This is a genomic window from Paenibacillus guangzhouensis, assembly GCF_009363075.1.
GTDB classification, from domain to species: domain Bacteria; phylum Bacillota; class Bacilli; order Paenibacillales; family Paenibacillaceae; genus Paenibacillus_K; species Paenibacillus_K guangzhouensis.
In genome coordinates this window covers 621,844-645,413 of record NZ_CP045293.1, presented here as the reverse complement: position 1 = coordinate 645,413, position 23,570 = coordinate 621,844, and the positions used below count along the sequence as shown (strand labels likewise).

The following is a 23,570-nucleotide window of genomic DNA, read 5'->3' as shown; positions in this document are numbered from 1 at the left end:
CGAACCTGCTATCCCAGTATGAATTCCTATTTACTGCATTATTGAATAATCTTCTGCGCAATCGCCGCCAAGTCGCTGATATCAATGACGCCATTCTTGTCAAAGTCAGCCATTCGCAGCTTACTCCAGTTCGGACTATCCTTCGTTGCGCCATAGTTCGCAGCAGCAATCGCAAGGTCACCGATCGTGACTTTGCCGTCGCCATTCAAGTCGCCCGTCGCAACTGGCAGTTGCTCCTTCACTACTTGTACGGTAGAGCTCGCATTTCCGATCGTCATCTCTGCTCCTTCAGCATCCGAAATCATGACCTTCGTTAACGAGATGGCACTATTTACCGACGTTTCTGCTACTTCCTTCGCTTTGAATGTCAGTTCAAGAACATTCTTCGTGCCGGTTACCGCATGGCCTGGACCCTCGCTTGCGACGATGAACCGCAGCTTGCCATCCGGCGTTGTCTTCTTATCGATGATGCTAACTCCATGAATAAGGGATTTCGCAGACAAGAACTCGAGCTTAGCCGGATCGAACTCGACCGATAGATCCTGCGCATATACCCCTTGCGTTACGCCTTTGAGGCCGACTTGCACGTTGAACTCTTGGCCAGCTGTCACTGTAGCTGGCGCCGAGATGGAACCGGACGACGCAGCTGTTGCGGCATCATCGAAAGTTTTGACCGCGGCTTGAAGCGCCTCGATCGCTGCTGTCACTTCTGCTTGTGTTGCTGCTGTATCGACAACACGTTGCGCCGTTGCGATCGCTGCTTTCAATGCATCGACGGCTGCTTGCGGATATTGTCCTGGTTGATTGCCTACGACGGCTCCATCAACTTTGACTTGAGCTGCCGTGATGGCTCCCTTTAGCGCAATTGTATCCACGACCGGTGATTTAACGCCGTACGCTTCAAACTCACGGAACCCTGCCCAAGTAGTTCCTACACCTAGAGCTGTCACCCGAATAAATTTAACTTTTTCAGCTGACCAAGTATCTGCTGTAACACTTTCAGTCACTGGTGTATCCCACTTATCCACCGTCTTTTGCCATGTTACGCCGTCAGAAGATACTTCGATTCTATACTTCAGCGTACTTGATGCGGATTCCCAAGTAATCTTAGAACTCGTAACATCGTATTGTGCTCCGAGGTCAACCTTCCACCAATGCTCCGTTTTGGGATCACTTACGCACCAGCGCGTTGATGTTTGACCATCGTTACCCATCGCTGCCGTATTGCCAGTCTGCTGACTGCTTGCCGTAGCAGGTTTCTTCAATGCAATGTTCGGATCTTCTTTGACGGTGATGACGGCAACGGCTTTCTTATCCGTACCTTCAATCGTACCATTTACATTAAACTGACCTGCTTTGCTGATCTGCTCATCCTTTATAGAATCCCACGTCACAGCTACAAATCGCTTTGAATTATCGCTCATGGTGACTTCAATCGTATTGGGTAAAAGCGGTTTGGTACCAATAAATGTGTTCATTTTTATTTCTGGAATTTCTCGAATTGTGGCTTGGCTATCTGTCACAATAACAATAGCCTGCGCTTTGATCGTAGATCCCGTTACAGTTCCCGTTACGCTGAAGGATCCAGCTTGGCTATACCGATCTTTAGCAATTGTCTCCCAAGTGACTGGCACTTGGATCACTGTACCGTTTGAAGTGACCATTTTAGCTTTTTCAGGCATAACAGGTGCAGTTCCTACCGAAGTGTAAACATTCATCACTTTGGCATCTACGATCTCTACTTCTCCGCTGGCTGTTACGGTTACGGTCGCTGTAATCGCAGCATCCTGAGCGCCATTAATGTGACCTATAACTTCAAAGGTTCCTACTTCAGCATATTTGGAAGGGGCAATGGCTGGCCATTGAACTGGCAATTCCATGACGGTGCCATTGCTCATTGTTGCCTTTACTGTTGAAGGCATTTCCGGATGCATGCCAGCTGTCGTGCTGACTTCTACTGTCTTTGGTCCAGTGATGGAAGGAGCTTGTTGAGCCACTCTCATCTCAGCGACACTCGCCCAACCATTAATCCCTTCTAATGCTGTTAACTTCACATGAGTGATTGGCTTTGAACTATCAATAGCAATTTGTTTCGTTGCAATCGTCTTTTCCCATGTTCCATCTGCAACTTTCACAAAATCTTGAGCATCTGCAACCTTCACATATAATTCATATTTTGTAATAAAGCCATTACCATTCGCTACACCGCTACTATTCGTCTGCTGTCTTGGTGTAACATCTACTCTGTTTGCATTGTAAGCTTTACCTAAATCTAGCGTAATGGATTGTGGTAATTTATCGCTTCCATCCCAAGCTGTGTGCCAGAGTGAACCTGTGTTTCCATCAAGAACATTTTCAGGGTTATCACCTTCTTGATAACCCGTTGCACTTGCTCTGATCCCATCTACAGGGATAATCGTTAAGTCAACAGGCGAAATTTGCGGCGGTTCGATGGTAGCATCCTTCGCTTCTTTCACAACTAGATCATCAAGGATGAAGTCCCCTGCCGAACTGCCAACCGTATTTCTTGTTCCGATCCAGAAATCTTCAGTGCTTGCTGTAAATTTAACCGTAAACGGCGTAGGAACGGTGGCCTGCGGCATCGGTACATTCAACACTTCCTTCGTGCCGTTGCCTACAACGAAGTTAATCTTCTTATCGAACTGGCTCTCATATTTGAAAGTTACTTCGTATGTTGTTCCTTTATCGAATCTTAACGTCTGCGGTAATGTTCTCATAATAAGACCGCCACCAGATTTATGGGTCTTAATGGACCAGTTGCCGTTTAATACGTCATCCGTTTGGTTGCCATTCCATCCTTTTTGCGTGTATGGCGCGTGTAATTCAGATAGGTGCGTACGTGGATCACTTACGCCGTCAGCATCTGCGATAACAAATGGCGTCAAACCTTGGTCCACATTCTCAAAATCTTCAGCTACGACTACCTCTGGAGATTGAGGTACAACTCGCTTCGTAGGTACAGCACGAACATCGTCAAAGGTTACAGCCGCTGTTCCTGGAGCTACTTTCAAATACAATATTGCTGTATCCTGTCCTGCGGCTACATCAAAAACGACTCTCATTCTCTGCATATTGGTGCTGTGCTTGGAGTCAGCTGAGATATAGTTCTTAAGCGGTGAACTCTCCGTATAGTTCGTGATGTCTGCTCCGGCGTAATCTTTCACACCAATCGTCGTTTTACGTTTTGCATTTCCTGCTGTGTTGGGATCACTAGCATTTGTACTGTTTGGTGTATTTCCTACTTGAACATATATAGATGCGGAGTAGGTTCCCGGTTTCAATCCTGATAACCCAGTCTCTAGTACCGTTTCTTCCGCATTTTCTTTGACGACTAATTCATACTGTCCACGAGGGTTACGTTCTACGGTTGCTGCTCCGCTCTTTACATTCCAGTGATCCAGCTTCCCGCTGTTGAAACTTGGATCCTTAGCAGGCATCGCAAATCCCCAATTTATCTCTTCAACCTTTGGTGTAACGTCCCCTTTGTAAACAACGTAAGCTTGTTTTGCTGCTGCATTTTCAATCGTAATTTTGCCATTTACGACGTTTAATACCTTTTCATCTTTCTTCCCTGTATCTGTTAAAGTGTACAACTTTACAGTTGATACATTGTTCCAGCTTGTTGGGAGTTCCCATGTCGTTGATCCGCCATTTTCATTGTAGTGGTACAACTTTTCTTCAGCGCTAGCTAGTTCATTTTTGGTCTTTTCGGCATTTGGCGACCATGGCAACAAATATTTGAGGTTGGAGTACGTAACCTTATCGTACGTGTTGCCGCCTTCCGTTGCTTTCGTAATCGTCACATTTTCTTCTAGCAGCTTCTTGCCATCTTTCGTGAAAGTTCTTTTCCCATCTGCTGTTCGCTGTGCGACGACATTTCCTTCGAATTCAACGCGCCCTACATTGTTATTGACGTCGTACTTCGTCATAGGGAAACTTTGTAGATATTTTGTTGGCAGATTTGTTTTGAATACAATATTGATCATTTCATCGTAATCTACTCTACCCTGCCATCCTTCCGCATCATTCGCCTCCGTACCGCCAAGGATCGGATGACGAACAATCCAAGTATCTTTTTGGTGATTACGCACAAATCTTGCAATGTCACTGCTATAACCTTTGGTGCTCTTTCCGCCGTAATCATAGTCAACGGACCAGTGATTCCACACCGCTTCATCCTCTAGTACGTTGGGAAACTCCGTCGTAAGCGTCCAACCCATAGCATTCACTTCACTAGCAAATCTTCTTCCATTAAAGCCCTGTTCATACCATGCATCCGCATAAATAAAATCAAGCGTCGGAGCATCGTCCTTTAACATCTGCAACCGATTCTTACGATTTCCGGTGGTGACTTCTCTACGGTAAGTCGGATCATCGAAGTCATAAGATTGGTCAAGCCAGTCCCAGCCGCCTTTGTTGACATTAACTAATTGATCATCAAAAGCCTTGGCTTCCGGGTGAGCACCTGTACCGCTAATATGTACACCCATAAAAGCATTATATTTCTGCGCTTCTCTTACGAGCGTATCCATATCCTTCTGTCCGCCCTGCCGTACACCGATATGTCCGCCGTAATCCGGATGTGAGGAGTCGTGCCCTTCTGCTTGATACCCCTTTAACTCCACCCACTGTCCTAGCCCGTCTGTCGATTGATAGATTCGCTTTGTTTCATCTAATGTCTTCAAGAAAGGGTTAGTTGCCTGACTGCCAAAGTTCATTGGGATCCGGTGAACAACAAGTTCAGACATCCGATCGCTGCCTACGGGATTGTTCATGATATCGCGGTATGCAACGGCTGCATCCTGCCAATCCACTTTTGTATCCGCATTTGCGTCCTCTGTGATCACGACTTTCGTATGTGGTAAGGGCTCCGTTATATCATTTGGCATGCTATTCCCACGGTATACCCATGATGCACTCCATAAAGCCGTACGAGAGTAATCCGTTTTCTTCATCGTCTGCTTTACAATACGGTGATTATCATTGTCTGCATCTTGATTGGTATCACCATATGCATTTGACCAGACACCCGCTGCTAATGCATCATTATTAACAAACGCGTACATATAGTTTTTTGGCGTGCTATCTACGGCAGGCGTTCCCGATACATCCTGGTACACATCGCCTTTTTTATATACAGCAGTTTCCATTCGGGAACCGGCGAATTTGGCACCCCCTTCTGTACTTCTCACCGAAACCAAGCTATGGTCTGGAAATTCAATGGTATGTATTCTTGCTGCGCCATTTTCTTTCACATCTGTTACTAAAAAGTCAAGCGTATTGTCTTTTACAGTAATGGATACTTTCAGAACTACATTCAATTCGCTAATCGTAAGCGTATAATCCGCTTCATTTGCACTTTCCATGTATTCTACTTTGGGTACGTAGTCTTTACCGTTGATTCTTATTTTGTCTAATACATCTTCCGAGCCATTCAACACTTTATTATTTAACTCATACTTGATGATTCTTGGGAATTTCTGATCGACTTGAACTTTCATTTGATTGGATTCTATGATTCCATCATAAGCTGCAGCATCCGCAGTTCCTGAAAATGCAGGAATCGTAATACTAATCATTTGTACAGAGGCTACCACGAGTGCTAAGTTTCTAATGACTTTAGACAGTGACATTTTCATCCTCCTTCGAGTTCAATCTATGACTTGCCAATCACTCCTAATTGATCTTTCGTGCAATTGCCATCGATCAGCATCACCTCCTTTGAGTTAAACAATGGGAAACCGCTTACAATTTTACTGTCAATCCCCTTGCTTTTGGTCTTATAGGTGAAGTAAGTCACTTGTTGAACATGTAATGTCGGGGCGCAGTTCTCTATCCCCTGATGAAATATAAATTCGTGGAAGGATTCTTAGGAAGGATTACAAAATTATGTATGGTTACATCTTACTCTCCCGCCAATGAGAGGTTAATGACGATAATTTTGATTTCTTGATCTATTTTACGGTAAGCCCAAATTGATTCTTAAGCACTGAAAATAGAGCAGCCCAAGATCCCCTCAGGCTGCTCTCAACTCTTTATTGAATAATCTTCTGCGCAATCGCCGCCAAGTCGCTGATATCAATGACGCCATTCTTGTCAAAGTCAGCCATTTGCAGCTTACTCCAGTTCGGGCTATCCTTGGTTGCACCATAGTTCGCAGCAGCAATTGCAAGGTCACCGATCGTTACTTTGCCGTCACCATTCAAGTCGCCTGATGGAACCGGTGGCTGCTCCTTCACCACTTGTACGGTGGAGCTCGCATTTCCGATGGTCATCTCTGCTCCTTCGGCATCCGAAATCATGACCTTCGTTAACGAGATGACACTATTTACCGCCGCTTCCGCTACTTCCTTCGCTTTGAACGTCAGTTCCAGGACATTCTTCGTACCTGTTACGGCGTTTCCTGAACCAACACTCGCGACGATGAACCGCAGCTTGCCATCCGCTGTCGTCTTCTTATCAATGATACTAACTCCTTGCATGAGGGATTTCGCAGACAAGAACTCGAGCTTAGCCGGATCGAACTCGACCGATAGATCCTGCGCATAAACCCCTTGCGTTACGCCGCTGAGACCGACTTGCACGTTGAACGCTTTGCCAGCTGTCACTGTAGCTGGCGCCAAGATGGAGCCGGACGATGCAGCTGTTGCGGCCTTATCGAAGGTTTGAACTGCGGCTTGAAGCGCTTCGATCGCTGCTGTCACTTCTGCTTGTGTGGTTGCCGTACCGACAACGCTTTGTGCTGCTGCAATCGCTGCTTTTAATGCATCAACGGCTGCTTGCGGATATTGTCCTGGCTGATTGCCAACGGCGGCATGATCCACTTTGACTTGAGCAGCTTCGATCGCTGTTTTCAGCGCTATTGTATCCACTAATGGCGATTTAGCACCGTACGCTTCGAACTCGCGGAAACCTCCCCATAGATCCGGGTATCCCATAACTGTGACCTTGATATATTCTACGCCCTTCGCCGTCCAGTTATCTGTTCTGACTTGTTCCGTGTTGCTCGTGTTATTCATATGGTCAACCACTGTCGTCCAAGTTGCAGCGTCACTTGAAACCTCAATCTTATACATCATCGCCTTACCGGCTTTCTCAAATATGACCTTTGAACCCGTTAAATCATATTTTCCACCGAGATTCACCTGCCAGTAATGTGGATGCTTATCATCCGCCACACACCAACGCGTCGACTCATCCCCATCGTTACCTGCGGATGCGGGATTGCTGCTCTGCTGGCTGTCAGAAACAACAGGTTTGTTTAATACAATGTTGTTAGATTCCGGGATGATTACGCTCTTGGTACCGCGAATTCTAATTTCATCAATGGTAGCGATCCCTTCCGTAAAGGTTACCTTGACATACCTTACTGCATTACTTGAAACGTTGTCTTTTTTAATCTTGCTGGATACTGTATCTACCGTTCTGTCAACGGCACGCGTCCACACCTTGTTATCGCTTGACACTTCAACCTTATACTTGCTTGCGTTTTCAGTAGCCCATTCAAGCTCGATCCCTGTCAAATCATACTTTTCTTCCAAGTCTACTGTCCACGTCTTCATAGTATCTTGAACTGCAGCTTTCCATGCGGTAGCTAGATCGCCATCGTTAGCCTTAGAAGCTTCATAACCTGCTTGTTCACTGCTTGCAGCAGCTGGCTTGTTGCCAGACACGGCCGGTATGGAGTCTGCATTTTGATAAAGGTTCATTTCGGCAGCAGAACCGAAGCCATTATGACCAGCCAATACTTCAAATCTCAGGTAATGAGCCTGAGTGGGTCTAAATGTTACTGTCTTTGGCGTGGAATCATTTACAAATGTTCCATTTTCCTTGACCAAGGTGTAGTTTACTCCATCCATACTTGTGTAGATGTTGTATTTGGTTACAACACCGTTATCTCCACCGGACTGTCTTGGTGTATATTTCAGCTTATATACGTCATACGTCTGTCCTAAGTTGAAATCCAATGTATGAGGAGGCGTATTTCCACCGCTCCATTTGGTATGCCAGATCGTATCTAAGTTTCCATCTAAGACATTTGCTGCCTTATTATCTTCGGCTTGCGTTTCTTCACTTGAAGCAGTTACCGTCATGCCACTGGAAGGAATCATTTCCGGGTCAGCTTTGGTTGTTATTTTTATACCCTCACTCCATTCACTGAACCCCGCAAAGTTCTTGGATCGAACCTGTACGGTATACGTTGCTCCAGGAAGTAAGCCTGTTTCCGAAAATGAGCTTGTCGCATTGCTTATGATCTTATTGTTAATCTTGATATCATACTGTAATGCGCCGGATACGGCATCCCATGCGATATCGATCGTTGAGCTCTTTGTTGAACCCACTTGAACATGAGTTGGAACTGCTGCAATCGCTGGATAATCGCCTGACCCGAACATAAACCAGTTGAGCTTGCTTATTTCCTTATCCGCACCGTTAAATACGAGAAAAATCTTTTGCTTGCCGGTGACTTTTCTTGAAAGCTCTACCTTCGCATTAACATACGTATTCAAATCACCGGTATTTGGAATTTGCAGTGTTGCAATCGTTTCAGCTGGATTGCCTTGTGCATCAGCTAGCTTAACCTCGATTGTACCGCTCGTTTTATGACTTGCTACTCTTGCGTTGAACCATTTGGCCGCACCATCACCAAAATCTACTTGATCGTAACGCAGCCAGTCGCCGTTCTTGATATTCGCTATACTTTGGTCATAACCGTTGTTCACATCATCATGGGTCCACTCTGTTTTTGCGTTGATCGTAAGATTTTTATCCGTAACATAATTTTGATCATCATAACGTTCAGCATCCATCTTCTTATCTATCCCGAATACATTCCCTTGGTTTTCCGTCGTTGTCAGGTCAAATGAATCGACATCAATATATCCGCCAAGGTCTTTTGTTGCATAATTGAAAATACCAAACCTCATCCCAACATAGGTTCCATAACGCATGTCATATCTTCCGCCCAATCTAGTGAAGTTAGCTCCATCTAAGCTGTATGAGAATTCCGTTCTGTACTCAAATCTTGGAGTTTCAGCTCTAAACCAGATATTCGAAGTTCTTTTGGGAAGATCAATGGATGCCTGTTCGTTCCATAAGTCTTGCACTACGATTCTCTTCTTTCCATCTTCATTCTTTATGCCAATGAAATTAGAATCTCGTTGGATGACAGACAACCCAGCCTGATCGCCGTCAGCCATATGGCTGATGTCCATCTTGACAGTTCCTATACAATCCGGACCAATGATTCTCTGCGTCAGTGTATTTCTTGCATAGGCCAGCGTAGTGGCTACACTGGATGTCTTAAGTCTAATATATCCCGGTCTTTCCGCAAGACTCCACTTGTCATTGTCAGGATTGTGATTCCACTGCCATTGCAAGCCTAACGCGCTGCTGTTGAAATCATCGGTTGTTGCAGGTGCCTTCGGTTCCGTTGTGCTCAAACCTGGGATATTAGGTTTCTTAAACGTAACGACCGCTTTTTCTCCATCCAGCTCTCCCATATACGGCCATCCATCTTTCCACTGCACCGGCTGCAATGTTGGAACACGCCCCAGCTTGCCGCGATCCTGGAATATGACCGACCACCATTCTGCTTCCTTGCCTTCACCCTGAGGAACATCTACAATCCCTCCCTGGTGTATGCCATTGCCGGTAAAATTCATAAAGCTGGTCATAATATCCTTTACTTCATAAGGGCCGTTCGCCAAGTCTTTTGTTCGAATCGCTATTTCCTTCTTCGAGCCTTTATTCCAGGTCGGCGTACTTAAGATGTAATAGTATTCTCCAATTTTATAAGCATGTGATCCTTCGTTATAATAACCACCCTTATAGTCGTAGATCATCTTTCCATTTCTTGATGCACCGGGGGCTCTCTTAGAAATAATCGAAAGTTGACCTGTTGCTTCATTTACAATTTTCATTTCGCTTAGGTAGAGTTGACCTTGACCATGCACAACGTACACCTTACCATTATCGTCAAAAAATAGACCGGGATCGTAGAGTTCATCTTCTAACTTGTAAATCGTCCACGGACCTTGTGCACTATTGGCAATGCTTACGTATGCCGCATCTCGATTAATGTTGTACAGCAAGTAGAATTTACCGTTATGATACCTTAAGCTGGTTGCCCACGGACCTTCGTCGTAAGCATTCTGCCCATTCTTCAGGTCGTACATGTCTCCTACCATTCTATCAACAGCGTAGCTTTCATATTTCCAATTGACCAAATCTTTGGAACTCATAATTGGGCTTCCGGGGAAGAGGTGCATACTCGTCGATGACATATAATAGGTGTCTCCCACCCGGATCACGTCATTATCCGGATAATCCCCCCACATGATCGGATTTGTGTATGTACCATTTCCATTGTCTGCAGCTCTCGCATAGGTTGGGAAATTGGCAAACAATGCAATGAGTACGGCCAGTATCATCGCTTTCCTTGCTCTTTGCCTTGTATTAGACATATTAAATTTCCTCCTTGAAACGGAATAATTACATTAACGTTAATGCATTATTGAATAATCTTCCGCGCGATCGCCGCCAAGTCACTGATATCAATGACGCCGTTGTTGTCAAAGTCAGCCATTCGCAGCTTACTCCAGTTCGGGCTATCCTTCGTTGCGCCATAGTTCGCAGCAGCTACCGCAAGGTCACCGATCGTTACTTTGCCGTCGACGTTCAAATCGCCTGTTGCAACCGGCGGTTGCTCCTTCACCACTTGTACGGTGGAGCTCGCATTTCCTAAGGTCGTCTCAACACCTTCTGCATCAGAAATCATAACTTTCGTCAGCGAGATGACACGATTGACTCTCGCTTCAGCGACTTCCTTCGCTCTGAACGTTAGTTCAAGGACATTCCTCGTGCCGGTTACGGCATAGCCTGAACCAGTGCTTGCGACGATGAACCGCAGCTTGCCATCCGGCGTCGTCTTCTTATCGATGATGCTAACCCCCGGAATGAGAGAGCTCGCAGACAAAAACTCGAACGTACCCGGATCGAAATCTACCGATAGATCCTGCGCATATACCTCTTGCGTTACACTGCTGAGGCCGACTTGCACGTTGAACGCTCGGCCAGCTGTCACTGTAACTGGCGCCGAGATGGAGCCGGACGGTGTTGTTACCGCTGCGCCATAGATGAATTTGGCATCTGCCCAGTCCACATGCGTATTGTACCTTGCTTCAGGATTAGCAGGATTGTTGTGCCATTCAGCAATAAGCTTCATCTGCTTGGCTCCTGTGATATCAAGATCAATAAATTCACAGTTGTCGTCTCTCATCTTGACAGGACTTGTATAGATTAGTTCATTATCTTTATACACTTTAAAGATCGCTTCTCCACCCATTTTAGGGGCTTTCTTGTCAATTCCTATATAGGCTTGAAATCTTGTATACCCACGTCCGTCTACACGGTAGACGACTTCTGAATTTGTATCTGCTGATAATCCTTTGGCAAAGGTCTTAACTCCTGCTGCAGCGTTCAAGTCAAGGGTCGAACCGCCATACTGTGGTTTATCCTTAAGAACCGCATAATAATCACTGTGTGCCGACACCCATTCCAGATCGCTAACATAGTCATACTCATTCTTCTCTGGTTCCACATAATCTTTCCCATATAAGATCAATTCGGCCATCCCAATTCTGAACCCGCCGCCAGCCGTGATGACCTTGATCGTTACACGAGCATATTTGATGTTGTCAAATGACTTAGCAAATTTTTCAGGTGTGAAGTGCTGTCCGCCGACATAGCGATTATCGAGTGCCTTCTGCCATATGCGACCATCCGCAGATACTTCTAAATCATACGTGTACCAGTTACTGTCCTTCTCCCAGTAAATACGACTTCCAACAACCGACTGAGGTTTGTTGAATTTGACGGTAACGGATTGTGGAAAAGTGAGTTCCTTAGACAACCAGCCTGTTCCGATCGTCGTTATACCATCTCTAAGCTTATCCGTACCTCTGTCAGCTTCACTTGCAGAAGATGATGTAATGGCTTCAATTTTCGCATCCGTAATGATGTCACCTGGTTCTTCATTGTCCGAAGGGATGATTTTAAATTCATATAAAGACGCCCAATCTCCATTGGTAATCCGATCCACAATTGTTAATCTGACATATCTCCCTTTTGTCTCTGTCAACTGCGTTTCTTCATATCCGTTAGGTGTCGTATTGGATGTTCTATCCATCACTTTTTTCCACTGGACACCATCTTCCGACACTTCTATAAAGTACTTGTAAGCATTTGTACTTCGCTCCCACATCACCTGGAACCCAGCTATAGCGCTGCTCTTCTGTAAATCAACCTGAATCCACTGCGGTAAGGATGCTCCACTCGCACACCATCTTGTACCTTCGTCGTTATCCACTGCATGCTTTGCAAAGTTACCCGATTGTTCAGAAGAACTTGTCACAGGTTTACCGATTGCGATATTTTTATAGGTCTGTTCTATCGTTTCTAGCTTTTCAACGCCGCCAACCCATGGCCGATGCTGTCCGTCAGGGGCAAACTTTCCTTCGTAAGGGACTGTACTTACCGTCTTGTCTCCCGCTTGAAGCCCTTCTGCTACAGCATGAATATTGATATTTCCACTAACGTCTGTAGTTCTTACAAATGCAAAGCCGATACCGCCTTCTACACTTTGTTCTTCCACACCGATTCTTTCAATATTTTTGCCGACGAGTTCCCCTTCACCTGTTACAGAAATTTGAATCTTACCGTCGTAGTTCGGTACGACAATTCCCTGTGCATCCACGACTTTGAAGTATACAGGAATGACATCTGAACCATCTGCTACTGGCGTTATGCCTCTGTCACGAACTTCAATTTCGATTCCAGCAGCTTGACCTGGCGTTCTCACGGTATGCGTTTTCACAACTTTCCCATCTAAAACCGCTTCGGCTCTAAGCTCACCAGCCGCAAACTTATCTAATGTAAATGTAAAAATGGGGCTGCCGCCTTTTTTTGCGATGTTTGGAACGGAGTTCAGGGCCTCTTCCCTTGTCAGTTCTTTCACCAATACGTTATTCTGATATAGCTTCACACTGTCGCTGTTACTGAATACATTGATATTTAGGCTTGAGGCCTGCGAATATGTGCTTGCGATAAACACCATTGGACCAACAACCGAATTTCTAGCCGATTGCATGGATTGCAACCAGTAGTAATCATATTTTTCGTATCGATCGATATCGACGGTTCCGCTTCCTAAGGTCTTCGTTGTGGATCCTCGCGCGTAGTCATTCCAACTCCATAAGAAGTAACCTCCTATTCGGTCATTTGCATCGAGGCCGCCCCAGTCCGAGTAACCATCGCCATTCAAATATCTCTGACGCGTCAAAATCTGCGTATTCATTGCGCCTTCGCCTTCTTTTCTGAGCGCCTTACTGGATTCCTCAAAATCTCCCCATTCACGTGTGAAAAATGGCTTGTTGGGATCAAAATCCGTCCATTTGCTAGGGTTAGCATCCCAATTCGTATCCACGACTTTGTAGTTCACATCATAGTAAGATCCCTGAAGCCCATGATCAGCCGCGGTATACATCTGATTGCCAGGGTATTCAGCATGAGCGATATCCGTTGCTTCTTTAGCCCATTGGGCAGAGTAGCCCGTCTCGTTCAGTGAAGTTTCCCATAGGATGACGGATGGTCTATTTCTGTCGCGTCGGATCATTTCTCGTGTATCTCTTAATGTGAGATCATAGAACTTTTGCGTTCTCGTGAAGTTCTGCCAGCCAGGTTGACATTCAATCACCAATAACCCTAGTTCATCCGCTGCATCTAGAAAAGCCGGATCATTAGGATAATGTGTCGCACGAACCGCATTAAATCCATTTTCCTTGATTTGCATGGCATCACGATACTGCATTGAATTAGGGGCAGCATCTCCAATATTCTGATAGGCTTGATGACGATTGGCTCCGCGCAAATATAATCGTTCACCATTGATATAGAAGCCGTCTGCCTTGTACGCAATCGTTCTAATGCCGATCTTTGTCATAACCGAATCGACTAAAGTTGACCCGTTGTATACTTCACTGACTAAAGAATAGAGATAAGGCGTATCTGGATGCCATAAATTCGGATTGGTTACCGTCAAATCCTGATTAAACTGTTTATCTCCACCTGCTGGTATCCTTGCCGCTTCAGCTTCACCCTGAGCAACTGTATTCCCTTCCTTGTCTACAATCTTACTTACGACTTTCGTATCTACCGATGTATTATTCTTGTTAACGACATGGGTTTTTACATTCACTTTGGCAGAAGCTCGGCTCACTTCGGGATAAGTCACGAAAACTCCGCCGCTAGCTGTTGTATCAGCCTGCAATGCATCTGAAATATGCAGCGGATTTGTGATTCGTATGGTTACATCTCTATAAATCCCGCCGTAGTAATGGAAATCGAGATTAGCTACTGGCTTTCCTGGCGGCGTATCCGGACTGTCAATGCTAGATACCCTTACTGCTAACACATTGGTTTCGCCAAATTTCACCTTATCCGTAATATCTATAGAAAATCCGACATAGCCGCCATTGCGCGTATATATTTTTTCTCCATTCAAATAGATGTCACTGTCCGTCATGACACCTTCATAGTCAATATTGATCGTATTTCCTCTGTACATCTCGTCAACCGTAAAATAACGTCTGTACCAACCAATTCCTTGATATACGGCCTTACCGCCATTGGCATGTTTCTTCTCCAGTCTCATCGTGTGCGGAATCGTTACATTGGCAAATGCCTGATCATCAAAGTCAATAGCCTCTGAACCCGCTAAATCACCTCTGTAGAATCCCCAGTCGCTATTGAAATTCAAAACGGTTCTGCCATTGGTATGCTCCGTTGTCTGAACGGTACTGCTTTGCTGTGCGTAAACGGCTGTACTTGAATTTTCCATTCCGATTATAAAGGAGAAGATGACAAGCCATAAAGTTATTCTCTTCATCGTACACCTCTTTAAAATATAATAGACGATAGCTTTGAAGAGGCCGTGGCGGCCTCTGGCCCATCTAACTAAGGTCTTATATGACATCACCTCCAAGGTTAGGATGCGAATAAATGAATAAATCATTGGAAGAAAGCGCTTGCTAAAAGAAATTGAGTGGAAGTATATAAAGGAAGGAACATAAAGATCGCGAATAAATCGAGTATTTTGGTTTCATCATACCCTGCTGCCGCCAATAACTAAATGACGATAATTTGGATTTCATGATCTATTTTCCGATCGTTCCGGCAACAACAAAAAAAGGTGAATTCATATCCACCTTCAGCAAAATGCTCCTTAAATTGCGTCTATGTTCTATAAATAGGACTGAAATGCAGTTTATATCCTTTCAAGACTTTTGTATCTCGTTTTTACTTTATAAAAAGAAACGGATACCGTCCTTCATAGACGCTATCCGTTTCTTGAATACAGGGATCCTAATGTTACCCTTTTACGGCACCTGCAACGATTCCTTTGAAAATATACTTTGAAAACAGCAGGTAAATCACAAGCGTCGGCAACATGACCAATATAATTGCAGCACTTAAATAGTCCCAACTCCCAAACTTTGAACTGCTGAAATACATCAAGGTCGTCGTCAACGTTCGTAGTGTGCTTGATGGCATGTACAGGTATGGAACATACATATCGTTCATCACATCGACTGCTTTTATTATCCCAAGTGTTGCCGTTGCCGGCAGCAGAAGTGGGAAAATCATTTTATTGAAGACTGCAAAGTATGAGCATCCATCGAGCATGGCACTCTCATCCAATTCTTTCGGTATCCCGTTGATGAACTGTGTATAAATGTAGAGCTGAACTAAATTGGCTGCTGCATAAATCACGATCGGAGCCCAGATGGTATTATACAGTCCGAGATTTTTAATGACCGTAAACCGTGAAATTTCAGTAATCATACCAGGCATGATCATTCCGGCTACGAAGAGACCAAGAATGATCTTCTTCAAGCGAAAATCAAATCGATTAATCGCATAGGCTGTCATCGTTCCTAATAAAGCATTAATGACGACACTGACTGCAACCAGGAACATCGAATTCCCAAACCCCTGCAGAAACTTCCCTTTCTCCAATACCACGCTATAGTTATCGAAATCAAAACTTCCAGGCGGCTTCAGCGAAAATTCCGAACCAATCTCCATCGACGTTTTGAACGAAGCGAATAACGTGATGAGTAAAGGAATGAAGATCATCAGACAAATCGCAATGAGTATAACATACACGGCGAGCTTCTTCACAGCTACTCCCAATCGAGGCGTCATTCCTCATCCACTCCCTTCAGGTTGAACAGCCTCTTCTGTACACTATTCAGGACAATAATGAGAACTAACATCGTAATCCCCATCGCGGAAGCCATACCGAAGTTATTAAATTTGAAGGCCGTCTCCAAGGTATATAATGTGAATGTACTGCTCGCATGACCCGGGCCGCCCTGTGTCATAATATATGGAATATCGAACACTTGCAGCGCCCCAACGACATTTAAGAACAAAAGAACCTCTAACACCTTTTTCACACCAGGAACAATAATATACCAGAAATTCTGGATGCTGCTCGCGCCATCGATTTTAGCTGCCTCGAATTGATCCTGAGGGATCGATTGCAAACCCGCCAAGAATAAGATGATATGGAACCCTGAGAATCGCCAGATCGATACAAACACCAAGCTAAGGTTCACGATGGATTCATCCGTGAGCCAATTCTGTATGAGCGACTCAAGCCCCAACACCTCAAGAATGCCATTTAACCCCCCATTGATAGGACTATAAAAGAAGGCAAACATATACGAAATCGCTACCCCATTGATAATGTAAGGCATAAATACGACGGTCTTAAAAAACTTATTGGCACGAATCTTACTGTCCAACACAACCGCAACCGCTAATTCAAGCGGAATCATAATCAAATGAAAGAGGAAATAGAATCCGTTATTGCGAAGGGACAGCCATACATCGGATGAATCGGTAAACATCTTCATGTAATTGTCGAACCCAATGTAAACTTGCTTCGCATCCATGCCATTCCAATCGGTAAAACTTAATCGAATAAGTTCGAACAACGGGTACAGCACGAACATCAATAACAGCAATACAGGAACAAACAAAAAGCTGAATAACAGTATGTTTCTTTGCATAGAAACCGTTCTCATTTCTACCCCTCCAGTCCTTATATATAAGGAAGGTGGCTAATCCAAATGGCAGCCACCTTCCTCATTACTCAACTATCAAATTGAGATTTATTTTAATTTGGAACGGGCATTTTTCCAGCTGTTATTCATTTCCTGCATCATCTTATTGAAATCCTTGCCTGCCATCATGTCCTGACCCATTTTCTTCACATCGAACTTGATTGCCGATTCAATCTTCTTATAATCCTCACTGCCGCCTTTATACAACACATAATTTAGATTGGACATGTCAAAAGCACCCTTGAACATTGGACCTAGATCAATCTTCACATCCTTCACCGTCGATTGAAGTTGAGCCTCGGTCAAATATTTGGAATACCATGCATCACTGAAGAACCAGTTAATGAATTCTTTTGCTTCCTCTGGGTACTTCGACGTTTTTGGAATCGTAAAGAACGTATCGACCATCGAAATCGTATTAAACGGATCACTTTCGGAATCACGAACCGGCAACAAGAAGGCACCTACATCATTCATATCTACATCCTTCATCGATTTCAAATCGCTGCCGAACCATTGACCAAGCCCAATCATCGCCGCCTGCTTGGAAGCAAACATCAACTTGGATTGATCAAAGCCAATACCGAGCGGATCTGGACCCATCACCTTTGCATCGTACAGCTCTTGGATTTTGGCATAAGCATCATAGTAGGCCTGGCCTTTCGTGAACGGTTCATCGATCGTAGCCATTGTTGACCAGTAATCCCCATCACCCGCTACAAGCGAAGGCATAAATTCGTTAAAAGGATAATCCGGCCATGCATCTTTTCCGCCCATCGCAATAGGAATATATTTGCCGCCGTCTTTAATCTTTTTAGCAGCCGTTACGAACTCTCCCCAAGTCTTTGGAATCTCAAGTCCGTATTCCTGGAACACACTCTTCCGATACCATACGAACTCATTGAATTGGCTTTCGGGTACACCATAGATATGATCATTCACCTTAAAATCAGCTGCGAACATATTGTTCTTGGCTGCATCCAAGTCATCCAGCGGCAAAATATTATCTTTGAAATTAATCAACCAAGCCGATTTCAAAGGCAGAATATCCGGCAATTCGTTCGCTGAATTCCGGATCTTCATCGTATTTTCATACTCTGTATCCTTTAACAGCTCCAATTCAATCGTGACATTCGGATGTTCCTTTTTGTATTCGTTTACAAGATCCAGCTTGTTGAATAAATCCTCCGTAATCGTGGACCAGATCGGGAACTTTAACGTGACGGGTTCCTTCTCTTCAACTTTCTGCTCCTGCTGCGTAGCCGGCTGAGCGGATTGCTCCTTCTCGACGTCTGATTTCTCTTTCGATCCACATGCGGAGAATAAGGGTACCATTAAGGCTGTGATCATGAGCGTACATAATATGCGTGTCATCCGTGGTCGAACCTGTTGCATATAACATTCCTCCTATACTTATTGGATATAAGCTATTGCTCATTTGCTGTTTCTATCATAGCCCTTCCGTTAAGCGGTCAGAATGATAAATCATTCGAAATCATGATATAGTTTTAGGCTATTTGGCAACCGACCTTATGTACTGATTTGGACTCATGCCCGTCGCCTTCTTAAACACTCGGCTAAAGTGCTCCGTACTCGCATATCCTGTACGCTCTGCAATCTCGTATATCTTGAGATAAGGCTCCTTCTTCATGCTCTCCATAGCCTTTTCCATACGCACTTTTGTAACAAATTCCTTAAACGTCTCTCCAACTGCCTTCGAGAACAATGTGCTGAAATGACTTTCACTTAAATGTACGATCTCGCTTACTCGCCCAAGCGTAATCTCTTCATCATAATGTTCCATAATATATGCTTGTGCTATAGCCACAACCCGATTCATCTGACCCGCCTTCTTATCGATCTCTTGAAGAAGCTGCTGAGCTACATTTAATATCCTTGCTTGCAGACGATCGGCTGAGTCGATCTGCCAGGCCATTTGATAGACGTCCTCGATCTTATTCAGCTCGTGATTATTTGCGTAACCGTTATCAAACATGAACTTTACCAATATCATTAAGAGCTCCATATACCGCGTACGCAGTACCTCATTTCCCATGGAAGCCGAACGCTTAATCCGTACAAACATGTGGTCCAGTTCTTGCAGCGCCTTCTGCTCATCGCCCTCTCGCAATGCATTCAGCAAGGCTTGCTCTTTCCCGATCAAGGTCTCCCCCGACTGCTTCAAGAAATGTATGGCATCCTCTGGGTAAATAATTCGATGCTTATTAATAACAAAGCGTAAATCAGCATTTTTTCGAGCTTGAAGATAAAATTCCGGGAGTTGCTTTAGCTCTTCGCACAACTCGCTTACGCCGATCGTCACTTGAATATTGATGTACTCCTTCAGTACAAAGATAATTTGATCCATGATCTGCGATAGATTCTGCCGCACATACAATAAACTACTCGTTCGAAACGATAACAGCACCGCGTACTCATACGTGTTCCAGCTAATAACTTCACCAGTCCCTGCCTCCGCAAGCACCTGATCGATAGACTTGACTACTGAACTTACAAACTCCCCAATTGCCGAACCATACCGCTCCTGCACTTCAGCAAAGCCCTCTACTCGAATCAAGGAGACGGTCATGTAGAACCCTTCCAGCCTCATATTCAGATCCTCCAGCATCAAAGGATCGAACGGTGCATTCACGCCAATTTCAAGCCATTCCCGAATGGTCTGCTGTTTCAGCCTTATCCGTTCCCCATGACGGATTTCACTCGATTGTATTGACTTCGTCTGTTCAACTTCACAATCGTGTTTGATCCGATGCAAGAGATCCAGAACAACATTCGGATCCATCTCCGATTTAAGAATGTAGTCATGAATTCCCCGCTTAAATGCCTTCCTTACATATTCAAAGTCATCATACGCACTTAAAATGACGACATGCGGAGATGTTCCTTTCAACTGGTTAAGCTCATCAATCAGCTCTAAACCATCCATCACAGGCATCTTCAAATCTGTAATGACAATGTCAATCTCTCGGTTTTCCTTGATATATTGAAGTGCTTGATAGCCATTACTCGCCTCATATACAATTCGAAATCCGTTCGACTCCCATTCAATCAGCGTAGATAGTGCCAATCTCATAATCGTCTCGTCTTCTACGATCATCACATTCATCATACGGTTCGTCCTTTCCATGAAAAGATCATGTTCATACCAATGGCAGCAGAATCGTAACGGTAGTTCCTCCACCTAACTTGCTATCAATTTTTAAACCGTATGGATGACCATAATTCAGCTCGATTCGTTGTAACACGTTATATACGCCTATCCCACTAAAAGTGCCACGCTCGTATTTTTCACCCTGCTGCAGCAATCCCCTAATTTGCTCGTCTGTCATTCCTTTGCCATAATCCGTGATGGTAAAGCATACGCCATGCTCATGCCGAATCGCGTTCACCTCAATAAGCTCATTCATATTTTGTTGATCAAGTCCATGAAAAATGGCATTTTCAAGAATCGGCTGAAGCAGCATTTTGGGCATATTGTAATTCAAAAGGGTATCATCAACATGAAATTGAATATTAAGCTTGCCTCCATAACGAACCTGCATAATATGTACGTAGGACTCTAGTACTTTGATCTCCTGACCGATCGGAGCTAGCGAGTTCGGCGCGCGAAATACATGCGTCAGAAGCGCTGACAGGCTCTCAATGATTTTACGAATATTGTCTGTCTTCGCAATCATGGCCATAAGCCGAACGGAATTCAATGTATTCGATAAGAAGTGCGGATTAATCTGTGATTGCAAAGCTTCGATTTCAGCCTGGCTGCGCGCTCGTTCCTTCAAATCACGTTCCTGCATAAGATCTCTGATCTGAGAAACCATGCGATTGAAGGAATAACCCAGCCGCTTAATCTCACCTCTTCCGTCTGCCTTTACCTCCGTCATAAAATCACCTGTCTCCACTTTTCTCATCGCTCGAATGAGGTTCTGCAACGGGCTAAGTATATTTCGAAAAAAACTAAATATAAACAATAAAAATAAAACAAAACTACAAAATATGAAGATGATAGATATCTTTAAAAATTGATTTGCTTCCCTCGTAACCATGTTCTCATCCAACACATTAACGATAATCCAATCTGACTTCTCGAACGAATACAGCTTAATAAGCTTATTTACGCCATTGATATTAATAAAGGTATAATCCTTGTCACGATCATGAGATGGTTTCTTCATCATGCTCGATACTTCCATTAAAATTTCTGGATCTACCTTATTATGATTGTTCTGATTCACAATTCGATGACCATTTCGATCCATCATGAATTGTTCAATTTCTGGATTCTTATGAATGTAATCTGGCAGAGAGGCGTGGGTAATCAAATAAACCATCTCAATCTCTGATTCGAGCGACTGATCCGGATGAAGCAATAAGGTAAACATGTCCTGCTTATTTGAAGTAATACCGTTCAGGCTATCAACAATGATGGCCGCTCCACCGCTTTTCCTCAGCGCTTCTTGATACCATGGCAGATTGCGAATGGAAGAATCGGATATCGTTGGGGGGTTTTTGAAATAATAGTATCCTCCACTCTTTAGTGTAAAAATAACACTGACGATCTCATTGCTATAATTCGAGATAATATTTAAGTAGGAGTCAATTTCACGCGCAAGTTGAATTTTCTCTACCGAGCTTGAGCTTTTGCTCCACGCGGAGACGGCATCTAGAATTGTGTGGTCATTTACATTCGCGATTGTAGCGATGGTAAGGGAGGCTCGTTTCAGCTCAGAGTTCATATTTTTAGACGCGACATCCAACTGCTGATCCATTTGATCAATGGACTTATGAATTAATGAGGTGGAATAGTATTTATAGAAAATATTAATAAATAAGATGAATGGAATAATGATAATCAATACAAATGTTCTAATAAAATGTATCGTAATCTCTCTGTCTTTTTGTTTGAACATGGACACCCTCCATACGGAAGCAAATTATTATCTGGTCATTGTTACTTCAATAACAAACTATATAACGAAGAAGATCGCCTTCAATTGAACACTAGAGCAGGGCGATCTATTTTGCTAAGTACAGTATAAAAATTTAGAGAGATCGTTTTAATGATATTTTTTGTGGTTACATGATATTTTTCGTTAATCACATAAAATAATCCTTCTATCTACGATTCAATCATACCTTCACAACGATCAATTTACTTGCTTATGAAAGTCGACTATGATGAATATATCCATTGGCAAAGGGAGAACACACGATCATGGTAAAATCACGCTACGATCTCGAACGCATCATTGATATGGACAAATGGCATAAGCTGCAGGACTCGCTCTCTCTGGTAACCAAAATGGCGATCATCACCGTCGATTACAAAGGGATCCCCGTGACCAAGCACAGCTACTGCCAATCCTTCTGCCAAGGCGTTCGACAAGATCCCTCACTCGCGCAATATTGCCAGAAATGCGATGCGCGCGGCGGTCTTGAAGCCGTTCGGCTAAATAAACCTTATATTTATCGCTGTCATTTCGATATTCTGGACATCGCGATCCCTATCATTATCGATAACCAATACATCGGCGCGATTATGGCGGGTCAGATCAAGCTGCGAGACGAAGATGCCCCTCTGCTGGAGCGAATCGTATCTCGTCCATCGAATGCGGAGACGAACAATAAATTCAAGCATTTGAAGGAAGATTACCTTGCGCTGCCTGTCCTGTCTTACGAAGAGGTGACGACGATCGCGGATATGCTGTTCCACTTGTGCACCTATATCGTCGAAGAGGCGATTCATAAGAATGCTACGATCGATATGTACAAAAAAGCTCTGGCGCTCGAGGCAGACCCTGCCTTGGAACCACTGAACACCGCGGAGCGTACGTATCGCAATATTCAAGCCATTCAGCATGAGCTGTCCAGCGCGTTGATCGAGACCAAAGTCAGACATTCCGCATCCCAGACCTTTCATGCCACCAATGCGGCGCTGCAACCGGCGTTCGATTATCTCTATGCCCACAAAAGCGAGAACTTCACCCTGCAAGGGATGGCACAACGCTGCCATATGAGTCCGAGCTACTTCAGCCGGATGTTCACGAGGGAGACGGGCGAGAACTTCTCCGTCTTCACGGCGAGACTCAAAATCGAATGGGCCAAGCAGCTGCTCGAAACCTCCGATCTCGCCGTGAATCAGATCAGTGATGAACTCGGATTCTGCGATGCCGGGTACTTCATCAAAACCTTCAAGAAATTCGAGAACTTGACGCCCGCCGTCTATCGCACCGTGTATAAGAACAAGGCCACGGAGTAACAACCGAATCATTCAAGCAGAAAAGGGCAACCCGATCACCAGGTTGCCCTTTCATTCCTTAACGCAGCTGCGCTTCTCCT

Annotated in this window: 9 protein-coding genes; 1 reads left to right on the top strand and 8 read right to left on the bottom strand. The window is 44.3% G+C overall.

Features of this window, described 5'->3' with window-relative positions:
• Positions 1 to 38: 38 nt before the first annotated feature.
• The 8 genes from GCU39_RS02645 to GCU39_RS02610 all read right to left on the bottom strand — a co-directional run bounded on the left by GCU39_RS02645 (position 39) and on the right by GCU39_RS02610 (position 22,141).
• Entirely contained in the window at positions 39 to 5,654 is a 5,616-nt protein-coding gene (locus tag GCU39_RS02645) for an endo-alpha-N-acetylgalactosaminidase family protein (RefSeq protein ID WP_152392088.1), read from the bottom strand.
• 402 nt (positions 5,655 to 6,056) lie between these two features.
• Positions 6,057 to 10,487, bottom strand: coding sequence for a discoidin domain-containing protein (locus tag GCU39_RS02640; protein WP_152392087.1), 4,431 nt, complete (start codon positions 10,485 to 10,487; stop codon positions 6,057 to 6,059).
• Positions 10,488 to 10,534: 47 nt separating this feature from the next.
• Positions 10,535 to 14,968: a discoidin domain-containing protein gene (locus GCU39_RS02635; protein WP_193726741.1), complete on the bottom strand. Its 4,434-nt coding sequence runs from the start codon at positions 14,966 to 14,968 to the stop codon at positions 10,535 to 10,537.
• Positions 14,969 to 15,450: 482 nt separating this feature from the next.
• Entirely contained in the window at positions 15,451 to 16,287 is an 837-nt protein-coding gene (locus GCU39_RS02630; protein ID WP_152392085.1) for a carbohydrate ABC transporter permease, read from the bottom strand.
• The gene (locus GCU39_RS02625; protein WP_227793423.1) at positions 16,284 to 17,159 is read right to left on the bottom strand and encodes a carbohydrate ABC transporter permease; all 876 of its coding nucleotides are present in this window, start codon (positions 17,157 to 17,159) and stop codon (positions 16,284 to 16,286) included. Before GCU39_RS02625 ends, GCU39_RS02630 begins: the two co-directional genes overlap by 4 nt.
• A gap of 102 nt (positions 17,160 to 17,261) precedes the next feature.
• Positions 17,262 to 18,608: an ABC transporter substrate-binding protein gene (locus GCU39_RS02620; protein ID WP_152392083.1), complete on the bottom strand. Its 1,347-nt coding sequence runs from the start codon at positions 18,606 to 18,608 to the stop codon at positions 17,262 to 17,264.
• A gap of 118 nt (positions 18,609 to 18,726) precedes the next feature.
• A complete protein-coding gene (locus GCU39_RS02615) occupies positions 18,727 to 20,361 on the bottom strand; it encodes a response regulator (RefSeq protein WP_152392082.1) in 1,635 nt (544 codons plus the stop codon).
• Between the two features lie 13 nt (positions 20,362 to 20,374).
• Positions 20,375 to 22,141, bottom strand: a complete 1,767-nt coding sequence (locus tag GCU39_RS02610) for a sensor histidine kinase (RefSeq protein ID WP_152392081.1) — start codon at positions 22,139 to 22,141, stop codon at positions 20,375 to 20,377.
• 305 nt (positions 22,142 to 22,446) lie between these two features.
• Between GCU39_RS02610 and GCU39_RS02605 the strand changes: the two genes are divergently transcribed.
• Positions 22,447 to 23,490, top strand: a complete 1,044-nt coding sequence (locus tag GCU39_RS02605; protein ID WP_152392080.1) for a PocR ligand-binding domain-containing protein — start codon at positions 22,447 to 22,449, stop codon at positions 23,488 to 23,490.
• The last annotated feature ends 80 nt before the right edge of the window (positions 23,491 to 23,570 follow it).